Origin of the sequence: Streptomyces sp. NPDC060184, assembly GCF_042728795.1 — a bacterium.
Lineage (GTDB): Bacteria > Actinomycetota > Actinomycetes > Streptomycetales > Streptomycetaceae > Streptomyces.
The window spans coordinates 112,932-127,453 of record NZ_JBHWYX010000011.1 but is presented as its reverse complement, the minus strand read 5'-3'; the positions used below and the strand labels follow the sequence as shown (position 1 = coordinate 127,453).

At 73.1% G+C, this 14,522-nt stretch carries 14 protein-coding genes; 13 read left to right on the top strand and 1 reads right to left on the bottom strand.

Annotated elements, in window-relative coordinates; all coding sequences use genetic code 11:
- Nucleotides 1-252: 252 nt before the first annotated feature.
- A complete protein-coding gene (locus ACFWEE_RS10335) occupies nucleotides 253-1,482 on the bottom strand; it encodes a sensor histidine kinase (protein WP_386888112.1) in 1,230 nt (409 codons plus the stop codon).
- A gap of 250 nt (nucleotides 1,483-1,732) precedes the next feature.
- On the opposite strand from ACFWEE_RS10335, the gene ACFWEE_RS10330 reads away from it, so the two are divergent.
- From ACFWEE_RS10330 to ACFWEE_RS10270, 13 genes are all read left to right on the top strand, one after another.
- Nucleotides 1,733-2,134, top strand: a complete 402-nt coding sequence (locus ACFWEE_RS10330) for an NADH-quinone oxidoreductase subunit A (protein ID WP_386888201.1) — start codon at nucleotides 1,733-1,735, stop codon at nucleotides 2,132-2,134.
- Nucleotides 2,125-2,805, top strand: a complete 681-nt coding sequence (locus tag ACFWEE_RS10325) for an NADH-quinone oxidoreductase subunit B (RefSeq protein ID WP_386888110.1) — start codon at nucleotides 2,125-2,127, stop codon at nucleotides 2,803-2,805. The genes ACFWEE_RS10330 and ACFWEE_RS10325 overlap by 10 nt, the downstream gene beginning before the upstream one ends.
- A gap of 83 nt (nucleotides 2,806-2,888) precedes the next feature.
- Entirely contained in the window at nucleotides 2,889-4,253 is a 1,365-nt protein-coding gene (locus tag ACFWEE_RS10320; protein WP_386888199.1) for an NADH-quinone oxidoreductase subunit C, read from the top strand.
- Nucleotides 4,250-5,218 carry an NADH-quinone oxidoreductase subunit H gene (locus tag ACFWEE_RS10315; RefSeq protein WP_386888108.1) on the top strand — a complete coding sequence of 323 codons (969 nt, stop codon included), beginning with the start codon at nucleotides 4,250-4,252 and terminating at the stop codon, nucleotides 5,216-5,218. Before ACFWEE_RS10320 ends, ACFWEE_RS10315 begins: the two co-directional genes overlap by 4 nt.
- Nucleotides 5,218-5,847: a NuoI/complex I 23 kDa subunit family protein gene (locus ACFWEE_RS10310; protein ID WP_386888107.1), complete on the top strand. Its 630-nt coding sequence runs from the start codon at nucleotides 5,218-5,220 to the stop codon at nucleotides 5,845-5,847. Before ACFWEE_RS10315 ends, ACFWEE_RS10310 begins: the two co-directional genes overlap by 1 nt.
- A complete protein-coding gene (locus tag ACFWEE_RS10305; RefSeq protein ID WP_386888105.1) occupies nucleotides 5,844-6,623 on the top strand; it encodes an NADH-quinone oxidoreductase subunit J in 780 nt (259 codons plus the stop codon). The genes ACFWEE_RS10310 and ACFWEE_RS10305 overlap by 4 nt, the downstream gene beginning before the upstream one ends.
- Complete coding sequence (nuoK, locus tag ACFWEE_RS10300; protein WP_386888103.1) at nucleotides 6,623-7,057, top strand: NADH-quinone oxidoreductase subunit NuoK; 435 nt, start codon at nucleotides 6,623-6,625, stop codon at nucleotides 7,055-7,057. Before ACFWEE_RS10305 ends, nuoK begins: the two co-directional genes overlap by 1 nt.
- Nucleotides 7,054-9,054 (top strand): NADH-quinone oxidoreductase subunit L, encoded by a 2,001-nt coding sequence (locus tag ACFWEE_RS10295; RefSeq protein ID WP_386888102.1) that lies wholly within the window; start codon nucleotides 7,054-7,056, stop codon nucleotides 9,052-9,054. The genes nuoK and ACFWEE_RS10295 overlap by 4 nt, the downstream gene beginning before the upstream one ends.
- A 27-nt stretch (nucleotides 9,055-9,081) precedes the next feature.
- Nucleotides 9,082-10,755, top strand: coding sequence for a NuoM family protein (locus ACFWEE_RS10290; RefSeq protein ID WP_386888197.1), 1,674 nt, complete (start codon nucleotides 9,082-9,084; stop codon nucleotides 10,753-10,755).
- Between the two features lie 11 nt (nucleotides 10,756-10,766).
- Nucleotides 10,767-12,374 carry an NADH-quinone oxidoreductase subunit N gene (locus ACFWEE_RS10285; protein WP_386888195.1) on the top strand — a complete coding sequence of 536 codons (1,608 nt, stop codon included), beginning with the start codon at nucleotides 10,767-10,769 and terminating at the stop codon, nucleotides 12,372-12,374.
- Between the two features lie 146 nt (nucleotides 12,375-12,520).
- A complete protein-coding gene (gene mscL, locus ACFWEE_RS10280; protein ID WP_386888100.1) occupies nucleotides 12,521-13,018 on the top strand; it encodes a large conductance mechanosensitive channel protein MscL in 498 nt (165 codons plus the stop codon).
- Nucleotides 13,019-13,241: 223 nt separating this feature from the next.
- On the top strand, nucleotides 13,242-14,105 hold the full coding sequence (htpX, locus tag ACFWEE_RS10275; RefSeq protein ID WP_386888098.1) for a zinc metalloprotease HtpX: 864 nt from the start codon (nucleotides 13,242-13,244) through the stop codon (nucleotides 14,103-14,105).
- Nucleotides 14,102-14,494: a YccF domain-containing protein gene (locus tag ACFWEE_RS10270; RefSeq protein ID WP_386888096.1), complete on the top strand. Its 393-nt coding sequence runs from the start codon at nucleotides 14,102-14,104 to the stop codon at nucleotides 14,492-14,494. Before htpX ends, ACFWEE_RS10270 begins: the two co-directional genes overlap by 4 nt.
- Nucleotides 14,495-14,522: the final 28 nt, after the last annotated feature.

The following is a 14,522-nucleotide window of genomic DNA, read 5'->3' as shown; positions in this document are numbered from 1 at the left end:
TACGCGCGGAACCCGTGGTCACGGCCCGCGCACGGCTTCCCAGCCGAGGACTCCAGCCTCTTCCGTACGGGCGCTCCGCACCATGAGGGCGGTCTCCGTATCCGGTGGGGGGTTACCCCCACCCCGGCGCGCGCGCCGTGCGTACGGGGGAGGGCCGGGGCGTGCGCGCCGGGTGTACGGCAGAGGGCCGGAGCGCACGCGCCCCGGCCCTCTTCGCCGCTTCCGTCCCTTGCCTCCTGCTTCCGGCGGGGGTCAGCCGGGACCGGCCGCGCCGTCGCGCCACGGCAGCTCGGCGGTCACCGAGGTCGGGCCGCCCTCCGGCGACTCCACGACCAGCCGACCGTCCACCGCCCCCAGCCGCTCCGCCAGGCCGGCCAGTCCCGTACCGCCCCCGGTCCGCGCCCCGCCCTGCCCGTCGTCCCGGACCTGGAGCATCAGCCGGTCGCCCGCCCGCCACACCTCCACGGCGGCCGAGCGCGCCCGGCTGTGCTTGCTGACGTTCTGCAGGAGCTCGGAGACGGTGAAGTAGGCGATGCCCTCGATCGCCTGGGCCGGGCGGCCCGGCAGATCGACGCCGACCGTGACGGGCACCGTGCACCGCGAGGCGATCGAGGAGAGGGCCGCGTCCAGGCCCCGGTCGGTGAGGACGGCCGGGTGGATGCCCCGGGCGAGGTCACGGAGCTCCTGGAGGGCGACCTTCACCTCGCCGTGCGCCTCGTCGACCATGCGGGCGGCGGCCTCCGGGTCGTGGCCGAGCTTCTCCTTCGCCAGCCCGAGGTCCATGGCGAGCGCCACCAGCCGGGCCTGGGCGCCGTCGTGCAGATCGCGTTCGATCCGGCGCAGGTCGGCCGCCGCGGTGTCCACCACCACGCCCCGGTCCGACTCCAGCTCGGCGATCCGCCGCTCCAGCTCGTCGGAGGGCGCCAGCAGCGTCCGCACCATCGCCCGGTCCACGTTGGCGAGCGCCCGCGTCACGTAGGGGAGCACCGGCCAGAGGACGAAGAGCCCCACCAGCGTCACGGTGAACGTCACCACGCCCCACGGCAGTCGGATGAACGAATACAGCAGCGTCCGCCAGCCCACCCGGTCGCCGAGACCCGACCAGAGCCAGGCGAAGAACCCCTTCTCGCGGCGGGTCCGCGCGATCGCGCCCGGCTCCCCGACATGGACCCCGAGCAGAACCCGGGCCCGGGCGCGCTCGAACCGGCCCAGCCCGCGCGAGCCCTGGATGCCGAGGGCGAGCAGCGGCAGCCCGACCACCGTGACGGAGAGCCCGGCACCGACGCTGACCAGCACGATCGCGTAGACGAAGCCGATGACCGTGGTCGGCAGGTTCGCCAGCAGATGGGCGATCTCCTTCCACGTCCATGCGTCGAGGGCCGGGCGCAGCCGGGGCGGCCGGAGGGCGTCCGGCTCGGAGGGGCTCGCCGGGGTGATCCCGGCAGGGCTCTCGGCGGGGGGCTCGGTGGGGCTCGTCGTCATGCGTCCCAGCCTGCCGGTCCGACCCCCGCGCACGCCATGGGGCTCGTGGGTGCGAAGAAGTGGGGATAACCCCACCCCCGCCCGGCCCCGCCACGCGCCCTGCCCGCGCCCCCCGCCGCACCCCTCGCCGCGCCCCCCGCCCCGTCCCCGCCCGGGACGCGGCTGCTTACCGTCTCTTTAACAGGGCCTAGACTCCCGTGCGTACAGATCGTCGAACGGTTCGAGGGAGCGAGGAACGGACGTGGCGGACGTGCCGGAACTGCCGGAGCCGACCGTTCTCGCGTCGGATTACTTCCACAGCTACTCGGTGGTCGGACTGCTCGCCCTCGTCGGCGTGCTCTTCGTCGCCGCCGCCTTCGGGGCTGGGCGCCTGCTCAGGCCCGTGGTACCGACGCCCGAGAAACTCCTCACCTACGAGTGCGGCGTGGACCCGGTGGGAGAGGGCTGGGCACACACCCAGGTCCGCTACTACGTCTACGCCTTCCTCTATGTGATCTTCGCCGTCGACTCGGTCTTCCTCTTCCCCTGGGCGACCGTGTTCGCCGCGCCCGGATTCGGCGCGACCACCCTGGTGGAAATGTTCGTCTTCCTCGGCTTCCTCGCCGTGGGACTGCTCTACGCATGGAAGAAGGGCGTCCTCACATGGGCGTGACGAGCCGGCCGACCCCCGAGCCGCAGCCCGCGACCGGAACGCAGGAGACGGTGACCGGCCCCGGGCCGGTCCCGCTGCCGGAGCCCAGACGGCTCGGCGTACTGTCCCGCCTCGCGCCGGAACCGATGAAGGTGGTCCTGAACTGGGGCCGCCGCTACAGCCTCTGGGTCTTCAACTTCGGCCTGGCCTGCTGCGCCATCGAGTTCATCGCCGCCTCGATGTCCCGGCACGACTTCATGCGGCTCGGCGTGATCCCCTTCGCCCCGGGCCCGCGCCAGGCCGACCTGATGGTCGTGTCCGGCACGGTGACGGACAAGATGGCCCCGGCCGTGAAGCGGCTGTACGAGCAGATGCCCGAGCCGAAGTACGTGATCTCCTTCGGCGCCTGCTCCAACTGCGGCGGCCCGTACTGGGACTCGTACTCCGTCACGAAGGGCGTCGACCAGATCATCCCCGTCGACGTGTACGTACCCGGCTGCCCGCCCCGGCCCGAGGCGCTGCTCCAGGGCATCCTCAAGCTCCAGGAGCGGATCGCCCGCGAGTCCCTGGCGGACCGTTACGCGACGGACCCGGCAGCCCGGCCCTCGACCGCCGCGCTGACCAGCGGACTCGTCGCCGCCCCGGCCAGGCCGGCCGCCCCGGCCTCCCCGGCCGACCAGGAGTCGCAGTGAACGCGCCCGAGAGCCCCGAGAGCCCCGAGAGCGCGGCGAGCCCCGAGGGTCCCGCGAGCTCCGCGACTGAGAGCCCCGCGAGCCTGTACGACCGGCTGCTCGACGCCGACGCGGGCGCCGTCGCCGAGGCCGTCACCGGGCTCTTCGGCGAGGGGGCCACCGCCGCGCACGCGTACGACCTGCTCACCGTGGACGTACCCGCCGGCACCTGGACCACCGCGCTGGAAACCGCGCGCGACCGGCTCGGCTGCACCTACTTCGACTGGCTGAGCGCCGTCGACGAACCCGGCACCGGTTTCCGGGTCGGCGCCCACGTGGCCGCGCTCTCCACCGGTACGGTCCGGCGGCTGCTGGTCCGTACGACCGTCCCGCACGAGACGGCCGTGCTGCCCAGCGCGATCGCCGTCTACGCGGGCGCCGCCTGGCACGAGCGCGAGACCCACGAGATGTTCGGCATCCGCTTCGAGGGCCACCCGCACCTGGTGCCCCTGCTGCTGCCCGAAGGCTTCGAGGGCCACCCGCTGCGCAAGGACTTCGTCCTCGCGGCCCGGGTCGCCAAGGCCTGGCCCGGCGCCAAGGAGCCCGGCGAGTCCGAGCACGGCGGGCCCAAGCGCCGCACCATGCTCCCGCCGGGCGTACCCGACCCGAACGAGTGGGGTCCGCTCAAGGGACAGCTGCCGCCCGCCCCGGCCCGCCCCGCGCGGGGCGCCCGCGCAGGCGCTGCCGGTGCCGGTGCCGGGGAGCGACCGGTACGCCGCGCCCGCAGCGTCACCGAGGGCTCGGCGGGACAGCGCACCACACCCGCGCCCACGCCCGGACCGGCTCCGGGCCCGGAGACCCCGGCCCGTGAGACCCCGGCCCGTGAGACCCCGGCCACGGACGCGGTGACGCCGACCGAGGGCGCACCGGCCGCACGCCCCGCGCGCAGGTCCCGCAGTGTCTCGGCGGGCTCCGCCAGCCAGCGCGCGGAGGGTGTCCCGGACGGTACGGAGGCTCCTGCCACGGACACGGCCGGCTCCGGGCGGACCGGCCCGGCGGCAGCCTCCGGCGCCCCGGAGAGCCCGGCCCCCCGCCGGACGGCCGGAAGCGCGGACGCCCCCTGGCACCACGCCCGCCCGGCGTTCGACGACGGGACCGCCGCGGCGAAGCCCGAGGCGAGGCCGGAGACGGCGGCTGAGCCCGAATCGGCGACGAAGCCGGAACCCGAGCCCGGGGCGAAGCCCGAGCCGGAACCCCCGTCCGCAGAGCCCGCAGAGCCCGCAAAACCGGCAGAGCCCGCGAAGCCCGCAGAGCCCGCAGAGCCCGCGGAGTCCGCGAAACCGGCAGAGCCCGCAGAGCCCGCAGAGCCCGCGAAACCGGCAGAGCCCGCAGAGCCCGAAAGTCCCGAAGTGACCCCCGACGTGCCCGAAGACCCCGATCACCGTTCCTCCGGAGGCGATACCGCGTGAACGACGTACTCGACGTCGCCCTCCGGCTCGTCATCGTCTTCGTCGTCTTCCTGGTCTTCCCGCTCGTCGTCGGCCAGACCGAGCACAAGGTGATGGCGCACATGCAGGGCCGCCTCGGCCCCATGTACGCGGGCGGGTTCCACGGCTGGGCGCAGCTCGTCGCGGACGGGGTCAAGTTCGCGCAGAAGGAGGACGTGGTCCCGGCCGACGCCGACCGCCGCATCTTCCAGCTCGCGCCCGCCGTGGCGCTGCTGCCGTACCTGCTGGTGGTGCTCGCCATCCCGGTCGGGCCCCAGGAGGGCGCGGTCGGCCAGGTGGTCGACGCGGGGATCTTCTTCGTGCTCGCCGTCATGGGGATCGGCGTCCTGGGCTCGCTGATGGCCGGGTGGGCCTCCGCCAACAAGTTCTCCCTGCTCGGCGGGCTCCGTACCGCCGCCCAGCTCCTCGCGTACGAACTGCCGATGCTGCTGGCCGCCGCCTCCGTGGCGATGGCCGCCGGGACGGTGTCGCTGCCCGGGATCGTGAACGCGTTCGAGTGGTGGTGGCTGCCCTGGCAGATCACCGGGGGCCTGATCTTCTTCGTCGCCGGGCTCGCCGAACTCCAGCGTCCCCCCTTCGACATGCCGGTGGCCGACTCGGAGATCATCTTCGGCGCGTACACCGAGTACACCGGACTGCGCTTCGCGCTCTTCCTGCTCGCCGAGTACGCCGGGATCGTCGTCCTGTGCGGTCTGACCACCGTGCTCTTCCTCGGCGGCTGGCACAGCCCGTTCGGCGGGGAGAGCCTCGGCTGGCTCTGGACCCTGGTGAAGACGGCGATCCTCGCGTTCGTCGTCATCTGGCTGCGGGTCACCTTCCCGCGCCTGCGCGAGGACCAGCTCCAGAAGCTCGCCTGGACCACGCTCATCCCGCTCGCCCTGGCGCAGATCGCGCTCACCGGCATCGTGAAGGTGGCGATCAACTAGTGCCTCCGATCCCCGGCTCCGGCCTGGCCAAGGGCCTTGCCGTCACCCTGCGGACCATGACCAGGCGGACGGTCACCGCGCAGTACCCGGACGCGCAGCCCGAACTCCCACCGCGCTCCCGTGGTGTCATCGGGCTGTTCGAGGAGAACTGCACGGTCTGCATGCTCTGCGCCCGCGAGTGCCCCGACTGGTGCATCTACATCGACTCGCACAAGGAGACGAGCCCGCCCGCCGCCCCCGGTGGACGTGAGCGCTCCCGCAACGTCCTCGACCGCTTCGCCATCGACTTCTCCCTCTGCATGTACTGCGGCATCTGCATCGAGGTCTGCCCCTTCGACGCCCTCTTCTGGTCGCCGGAGTTCGAGTACGCGGAGACGGACATCCGCGACCTCACCCACGAGCGCGACAAGCTCCGCGACTGGATGTGGACCGTGCCGGAGCCGCCCGCGCTCGATCCGGGCGCCGAGGAGCCGAAGGAGATCGCCGCCGCCCGCAAGACGGCGGAGAAGCTCGAAGCCCAGCGCGCCCAGGAAGCCCAGCGCGCCCAGGAGGAGCAGGCGGAACAGGCGGAGCAGGCGACCCAGGCAGTACAGGCGCAACAGCAGGACGACCAGGAGGGCCCGGCATGATGCCCGCACTCGCCGCGAGCGCGGCGGCCCACCCCGGCTTCCTCTCCCCGTCGGGCGTCGAGATCGCGTTCGTCCTGGTCGGCCTGGTCACCCTCGGAGCGGCCCTCGTCTCCGTCACCACCCGTCAGCTGGTGCACGCCGCGCTCTGGCTCGTCGTCACGCTCGGCGGCCTCGCGGTCGAGTACCTCCTGCTCACGGCGGAGTTCATCGCCTGGGTCCAGGTGCTCATCTACATCGGCTCCGTCGTGGTCCTCCTCCTCTTCGGCCTGATGCTGACCCGCGCCCCGATCGGCCGGTCGCCGGACGCCGACTCGGAGAACCGGTGGGTCGCCCTCGGGGTGGCCGCCGCGGCGGCGGCGGCCCTCGTCTGGGTCGTCGTGGACGCCTTCCGCACCACCTGGATCGGGCTCGACGGGCCCGCCCAGGGCTCCACCGCCGTGACCGGGTCCTTCCTCTTCCGCCACTGGGTGCTGCCGTTCGAGGCGCTCTCCGTGCTGCTGCTCGCCGCCCTGGTGGGAGCGATCGTGCTGTCCCGCCGGGACCCCGAGACACGCGGCGCCCTTCCCGGCGCCCGCCGTACGCCCGCCCGCCGTACGCCCGGCAGCCCTACGCCCGGCAGCCGTACGCCCGGCAGCCGTACGCCCGGCAGCCGTACGCCCGCGAGGCGTACGCCCGCCGGCTCGGGCCCCCGCACCGCCGACCGCCGCACCGCCGCCACCCGGGAAGCCTCCGCCACCCGGGAAGCCCCCGACGCCCGGGAAGAAGGGACGAGCTGATGCACCTCGCCTATCCCGCCGTGCTCGCCGTCCTCCTCTTCTCCGTGGGTGTCTACGGTGTGCTCGCCCGCCGCAACGCGATCCTGGTCCTGATGTCCGTCGAGCTGATGCTCAACGCCGTCAACCTCAACCTGGTCGCCTTCGACGTCTGGCTCCGCGACGCGCTCCACGCCGGCCAGGCCCTCACGCTCTTCACCATCGCCATCGCCGCGGCCGAGATCGGCATCGGCCTGGCGATCGTGCTCGCCGTGTACCGCAACCGCGGCTCCTCCGACATCGACCGGCTCCGCGACACCGCCGAGACCGACGCCGCCGACGCCCTCCCCGACGCGTGGACCGGCGACGGCGAACCCCTCGGCAAGGGCGCCCCCGGCGCCACCGAAGACCCGGCCGCCCCGGCGGGGAAGGCACGGAAGACAGAGGCCACCGCGTGACCACCACGACCCTCGCCGTCCTCGTCCCGCTGCTGCCCTTCCTCGGGGCCGTCGGCGGGCTGCTGCTCGGCCGCACCGCCCCCGGGTTCGTCCGGCCGCTCGCCGTCCTCCCGGTGCTCGCCGCGGCCGTGCTCGCCGTGGTCGTCGCCGCCGACCAGGGCGGCGGCCGGGCCATCGACGCCGCGACCCGGCTGACGCCCACCGGCTCGGTGCCGATCGACCTCGCGCTCCACCTGGACGGCTTCGCGGTGCTCGTCGCGGTGCTCGTCGGGCTCGTCGCGACCTGCGTGCAGGTCTACTCGCTCGCCTACCTCCGCGACGACCCCCGCTACCCCTCCTACACGGCGCTCGTCTCCCTCTTCACCTCCGCCATGCTGCTCGTCGTCTACTCCGGCGACCTGATGGTGCTGCTGGTCGGCTGGGAGGTCATGGGCATCTGCTCGTACTTCCTCGTCGGCCACTACTGGGAGACGCCGGAGGCCCGCGCCGCCTCCCTCAAGGCGTTCCTGGTCACCAAGCTCGGCGACGTCCCCTTCCTGATCGGCCTCTTCGCGCTCGCCGCCGACACCGGCACCTTCCGCATCACCGGCGTCCTCGGCGCGGTCGCGGGCGGCGGCCTCGACCACCCCACCCTCATCGCGCTGCTGCTGCTCGCCGGGGTGGCGGGCAAGTCCGCGCAGTTCCCGCTGCACACCTGGCTGCCCGACGCGATGGCCGGCCCGACGCCCGTCTCCGCGCTGATCCACGCCGCGACGATGGTGGCCGCCGGGATCTACTTCGTGGCCCGGCTGCTGCCCGTGTTCGCCGCCTCCGGCGCCGCCCTCGTCGTCCTCTCCGTGATGGCCGCCGTCACCATGGTCGGCTCCGGTCTTGCCGCGCTGGCGCAGGACGACATCAAACGCGTCCTCGCCTACTCGACCCTCGGCCAGCTCGGCTACATGGCCGGGGCGCTGGCCGTCGGCGACCGGGGGGCCGCCGTCTTCCACCTCCTGTCGCACGGTGCCTTCAAGGCCGTCCTCTTCCTGGCCGCCGGGGTCGTCATCCACGCCACCGGCACCAACTCCCTCGCCGCCATGTCCCGCATGGGCGGCCTGGCCCAGCGCATCCCCGACGCCTACTGGACGATGACCGTCGCCCTGCTGGCGCTGGCCGCCATCCCGCCGTTCGCCGGCTTCTTCTCCAAGGAAGCCGTCCTCGTCGCCGCCGAGCACACCGCCCTCGGCGACCGCCACGTCGCCCCGGCCGCCGCCGGCTGGACGATCCTCATCGCCGGGCTGCTGGCCGCCGTGCTCACCGCCTCGTACGCCATGCGGCTCTGGCTGCTCACCTTCCGGGGCCGCGGCCCCGCCGTGCCGGACCACGGCAGGCAGCCCGTCGCGATGACCTCCGTCCTCTGGGTGCTGGCCGTCCCCACCCTCGGCTTCGGCCTGACCGTCGGGGTGATCGGCGACTGGTTCGACGGACACCGCCTCACCCCGACGCTGACCACCGCCGTCCTCTCCACGGGCGTCGGACTCATCGGCGGACTCGTCACCTATGCGGCATGGCGCCACACCACCGCGCACGCCGCCGGTCACGCCCTCGGCGCCGTCACCGCCCACCCGCGGGCCGAACCCGCCCTGGTGGAGGCCGAGGCCATCACCGCCCACGCCGTCGTCTACGGCGACATCGCGGACGCCGCCGACCCGGCCGACCCCGGACGCCTGCTGCTCGGCCCCCTGCACGGCCCGGCCGCCGCCGGCTTCCACCTGGACGCCCTGTACACGCGGCTCTTCGTGCGCCCCGTGCTGGCCGCCGCCCGCCTCGTCCGCTTCCTGGACCGCGAGGTCGTCGACACGTACGTACGCGGCTCGGGCACCACCGCACGGCTGCTCGGCACCGCCGTCCGCCGCGCCCAGACCGGCAACGCGCAGACCTACGTCTCCGCCCTGCTCGCCGGGTCACTCGTCCTGACGATCGCCGTCGTCGTCTATGCCAACGTCAACGCCGGGGCGTGAACCGTGATCGATATCAGCCCGTCCGTGATGCAGGCCCTTCTGGCGCTGGCCGTCGTCGGCCCGCTGGTCGGCGCCGTCGCCGCCCTGCTCCCCGCCCCGCCCGGTCTGAAGGGCCGTGACCCCGACCAGGCCGTCCTCCGCCACGGCGTGACCGTGAGCGGCGCGATCCTCCTCGTCACGCTGGTGCTGGCGGCCGGCTTCGACCGCGATCACGCGTCGACGATGCAGGCCACCACCGACATCGGCTGGATCCCGGCGCTGGACGTCCGCATCCACCTCGGCATCGACGGCATCTCTCTCCCCCTGGTCGTGCTCACCGCGCTCCTGACCTTCCTCTGCGCGCTGTACAGCTACTTCAAGATGCCCGCGGGCCCGTCCCCGAAGGCCTTCGTCGCCCTGATCCTGCTGCTGGAGTCCGGCACGCTGGCGACCTTCGCCGTGCTGGACCTGCTGCTCTTCTTCCTCGCGTTCGAGATGGTCCTCGTCCCGATGTACTTCCTCATCGCCCGCTGGGGCGGCGAGGGCAAGCAGGCCGCGGCCTCGAAATTCGTCCTCTACACGGTGCTCGGCTCCGTGGTCATGCTGCTCGGCCTGCTGCTCGTCGGAGTGAACAGCGGCACGTTCGACATGGTGGCACTCGCCACCGACAACGGCCGCGGACTCTCCACGTCCGTGCAGGTCGTCGCCGTTCTTGCGATCGGGATCGGGCTCGCGGTGAAGACCCCGATGTGGCCGCTGCACAGCTGGCTCCCCGACGCCCACACCGCCGCCCCCACGGTCGGCTCGGTGCTGCTGGCCGGCGTGATGCTGAAGATGGGCACGTACGGATTCGTCCGGGTGCTCCTGCCGGTCGCCCCCGAGGGCATGCACACCTTCGCTCCGTACCTCGGCGCCCTCGCGGTCGCCGGGATCGTCTACGGATCGCTCGCCTGCCTCGCCCTCGCCCGCCCGGGTGCCAAGGGCGACCTCAAGCGCCTGATCGCGTACTCCTCCGTCGGCCACATGGGCTTCGTGCTCCTGGGCATCGCCTCCATGACCCCCACCGGCGTCAACGGCGCGCTCTTCGCCAACATCGCCCACGGCCTCATCACCGGCCTGCTGTTCTTCCTGGTCGGCGCGGTGAAGGACCGTCACGGCACCGCCGACCTCGACACCCTCGCCGGGGCCACCGGCGCCGCCCTCTACGGCCGTGCGCCCCGCCTCGGCGCCCTGCTCGCCTTCGCCGCCGTGGCCTCCCTCGGGCTCCCCGGCCTCGCCGGGTTCTGGGGCGAGATGCTCACCCTGTTCGGCGCGTTCGACCCCGCCGGGGGCCTGAGCCGCCCCGCCTTCTGGACGTTCACGGCGATCGGTGCGTTCGGCACCCTGCTCACCGCCGCGTACATGCTCGTCGTGGTCCGCCGCGTCTGCATGGGCGAACCGCCCGCGCGCCCGAGCGGCGGCACCGGCCTCGGCACCGGCGGGCAGCCGGAGAGCGAACCCACCGGCACCACGGGCACCACGGCGACCGCGATGGCCACCGCCACCGCCACGGCCGCCGACGAGGGGTCCGCCACCGCGGAGATCGCCGACGTCCGCCCGTACGAGTTCGCCGCCTGGACCCCGCTCGTCGCCCTCACCGTCCTCGCCGGACTCTGGCCCGCCGTCCTCCTGGGACTCACCGACCCGGCCGTGCAGAAGCTCCTCGCAGGAGGCAAGTCGTGATCACGGACCTCGTGACCGCCGCCGTCCAAGCGGCCCCGGGCCCCGCCCCGGCGGGCCCGGCCGGAGCACCGGCGGTGGAGACGGCCGCGAGCCTCGTCCAGTCCGTCGACTGGCTCGCCGTCGCACCCCCGCTCGTCGTCGCGGTACTGGCCCTCGCCGTCCTCGTCGCCGACCTCTTCCTGGCCGAGCGCCACAAGCCGCTCCTCGGGTACGCCACCGTCGCCGGGCTCGTCGTCGCCCTCGCCGCCCTGGTCCCGCTGTGGGGCGACAACCGCTCCACCTTCTGCGTGGCCGCCGACGGCCCCGGCGGGGCGCGGGCGTGCAGCTACACCGCCGACGACTTCGCCCTCGTGATCCAGGCCCTGGTCCTCGCCGGGGCGCTGCTCACCGCGCTGCTCTCGCTCGACGACACCCGGAAGCTGCCCGCCGGGGAGTTCTGGTTCCTGCTGCTCTCCTCGGCCTCCGGCGCCGCGCTGCTGCCCGCCTCCCGCGACCTGATCACCCTCGTCGTCGCCCTGGAAGTCGCCTCGCTCCCGGCCTTCGCCCTCGTCGGCATCAAGCGCGGCGACCGCCGCTCCTCCGAGGCGGCCCTCAAGTTCTTCCTGTCGTCCGTCACCGCGACCGCCGTGATGCTCCTCGGCGTCAGCTTCGTGTACGCGGCCACCGGTACCACCCACCTCACCGAGCTCTCCCACGCCCTGGACGACGTACCCGCCCGGTTCACCACCCTCGCGGGGACGGGCGTGGCGCTCACCCTCGTCGGCTTCGCCTTCAAGACCGCCGCCGCGCCCTTCCACTTCTGGGTCCCCGACACCTACGTCGGCGCCCCGCTGCCCATCGCCGCGTACCTCTCCGTCGTCGGCAAGGCAGTCGGCTTCTCGGGCCTGATCCTGGTCACCGCGGTCGCCTTCCCGGGCTACTCCGACGTGTGGGGCCCGGCCCTCGCCGTCCTCGCCGCGCTCACCATGACCGCCGGGAACGTCGCCGCCCTCCGCCAGGACCCCGCCCGCTCCCGCAGCGCCGTACGCCTGCTCGCCTGGTCCTCCGTCGGCCAGGCCGGCTACCTCCTGGTGCCGGTCGCCGCGGGCGCGTACACCGATGATCTCCAGGCGGGCTCCACCGTCGCGTACGCCCTGATGTACGCCGTCGTGAACCTCGGCGCCTTCGCGGTCGCCGCCCTCGTCGCCCGTACGAGCCCCGGCAACCGCCTCACCGACTACCGGAACCTCTACGCCCGCAGCCCGCTGACCGCCCTGGCGCTGGCCTTCTTCCTGCTCTGCCTGGCCGGACTGCCGCCGGGCATCATCGGCCTCTTCGCCAAGGTCACCGTCTTCCGGTCCGCCGTCGACGCGGGGCTGGGCTGGCTCGCCGTCGTGATGGCCGTCAACGTGGTGATCGCCCTCGCCTACTACCTGCGGTGGACCGCGCTGCTCTTCCGGGGCACGGAGGCCGCCCCGAGCCCGGCCGAGGCCGCCCCGGCCCCGGTGGTCGCGGAGGCCCGTGACGCCGCAGCCCCGGCCCCGCTCGTCGCCGCGCTCGTCCTCACCGCCGCCGCCGCGCTCGTCCTCTCCGGGGCGCCGCAGATCGTTCTGAGGTTCGCCGGCGGAACGCTTTTCTGACGGTTCCCGGACCGCCGTCCCGGCCCTCACCTCAGTGGTTTGCCCCGGCGGGCCGGGACAGGGCAGGGTCTGCGTGCAGGCATCACGCACCGGGCAGGGGCCCGGATGCGGGGGAGCGCGACGAGCGGAACGAGGGAGACAGCGCAGTGCTGAACGGATTCAAGGACTTCATCCTGCGGGGCAACGTCATCTCCATGGCGATCGGCCTCGCCGTGGGAGCGGCCTTCACCGCCGTCGTCACCGGATTCAGCAACGCCTTCATCGTGCCGCTCATCGGCGTCATCACCCGGGGCACCGGCGACTTCAACAAGGCGTCGTTCGACGTCGAGGGCGTCACCTTCCCGTACGGCCTGTTCATCGCCGCCGCCATCGCCTTCCTGATCACCGCCGCCGTGCTCTACTTCTGCGTCGTCGTCCCCATGCAGAAGGTCCAGGACCGCTTCACCGCGAAGAAGACCGACGAGCCCGCCGACATCAAGGCGGCCCTGCGCGACTGCCCGCGCTGCTACACCGCCATCCCGGCCATCGCCTCGCGCTGCGGCCACTGCACCAGTGAGGTCGAGCCCGACCCCGCCGCCGTGGCGCTCGCCGAGCGGATCACCGGGAAGCCCGTGGGGACCCAGAAGCTCCCCGCCCAGCACTGACGGCCCCCGGGAGCCCGCCGGGGGCGCCCGCGCCACCCGTACGGCTCACCCGGGTCCTCCACGGTGCTCCGCCCCCGTACAGCCGTGCGGGCCCCGCCCTCCGGGCTCGCGCACAAGGGAACTAGCTCACCTCGCCTGGCGTTGACCAGAGCGGGAAGCTCCACTGAGAAGTGGACCCCTATCGAGCAAGGGTTCCCCTGCTGCACCATTTGGAGGGCGTACCGTGCACCGCCGGCACAACGGGCTGAAGACCGCCGTACTCCTCGGCGGCCTGTCCGCACTGATCATTGTCATCGGCAGCTTCTTCGGGCGTACGGGCCTGATCGTCGCGCTCCTCGTGGCGGTCGCCACCAACGCCTACGCGTACTGGAACAGCGACAAGCTGGCCCTGCGGGCGATGCGGGCGCGTCCCGTCAGCGAGTTCGAGGCCCCCACGATCTACCGCATCGTGCGCGAGCTCTCGACCGCCGCCCGCCAGCCGATGCCCCGGCTCTACATCTCGCCCACCCAGGCGCCCAACGCCTTCGCCACCGGACGCAACCCGCGCAACGCCGCCGTCTGCTGCACCGACGGCATCCTCCAGATCCTGGACGAACGCGAACTGCGCGGGGTCCTCGGCCACGAGCTGAGCCACGTCTACAACCGCGACATCCTGATCTCCTCCGTCGCCGGAGCACTCGCCTCCGTCGTGATGTTCCTGGTCAACTTCGCCTGGCTGATCCCGGTCGGCCGCTCCAGCGACGACGAGGGGCCCGGCATCTTCGGCCTGCTCCTGGTGATGATCCTGGGCCCGCTCGCCGCCTCCGTCATCCAGCTCGCCGTGAGCCGCTCCCGCGAGTACGAGGCCGACGCCTCCGGAGCCCAGCTCACCGGGGACCCGCTCGCCCTGGCGAGCGCCCTGGCCAAGCTCGACGCGGGCACCAAACGGCTCCCGCTGCCGTCCGAGCCGCGCATCGAGACCGCGAGCCACATGATGATCGCGAACCCGTTCCGGCCCGGCCAGGGCGTGTCCAGGATGTTCTCGACGCATCCGCCGATGGCGGAGCGCATCGCCCGACTAGAGAAGATGGCAGGTCATCGACCGTGAAGACGATCCTGAACGTCATATGGCTGGTCCTGTGCGGGTTCTGGATGTGCCTCGGCTACCTCGCCGCCGGACTCGTCCTCTGCATCACGATCATCGGCATCCCCTTCGGCGTGGCCGCGTTCCGCATCGGCCTCTACGCCCTCTGGCCCTTCGGCTACATGGTGGTCGACCGCCGCGACGCGGGCGGTGCCTCCTGCGTCGGCAACGTCCTCTGGCTGGTCCTCGCCGGCTGGTGGCTGGCGCTCGGCCACATCGTCACCGGCATCGCGCTCTTCGTCACCATCATCGGCATCCCGCTGGCCCTCGCGAACTTCAAGCTGATCCCGGTGTCGCTGATGCCGTTCGGCAAGGAGGTCGTCCCCACCGACCAGCCCTTCGCCGCCCGGTAGCGCCGGCCTCCGGCAAGACCTGCCGGGC

Bases quoted from the DNA above. Each gene is read 5' to 3' on its own strand.
- ACFWEE_RS10335 (WP_386888112.1), bottom strand. From the start codon at position 1,482: ATGACGACGAGCCCCACCGAGCCCCCCGCCGAGAGCCCTGCCGGGATC.
- ACFWEE_RS10325 (WP_386888110.1), top strand. From the start codon at position 2,125: ATGGGCGTGACGAGCCGGCCGACCCCCGAGCCGCAGCCCGCGACCGGA.
- ACFWEE_RS10305 (WP_386888105.1), top strand. From the start codon at position 5,844: ATGATGCCCGCACTCGCCGCGAGCGCGGCGGCCCACCCCGGCTTCCTC.
- nuoK (WP_386888103.1), top strand. From the start codon at position 6,623: ATGCACCTCGCCTATCCCGCCGTGCTCGCCGTCCTCCTCTTCTCCGTG.
- ACFWEE_RS10290 (WP_386888197.1), top strand. From the start codon at position 9,082: ATGCAGGCCCTTCTGGCGCTGGCCGTCGTCGGCCCGCTGGTCGGCGCC.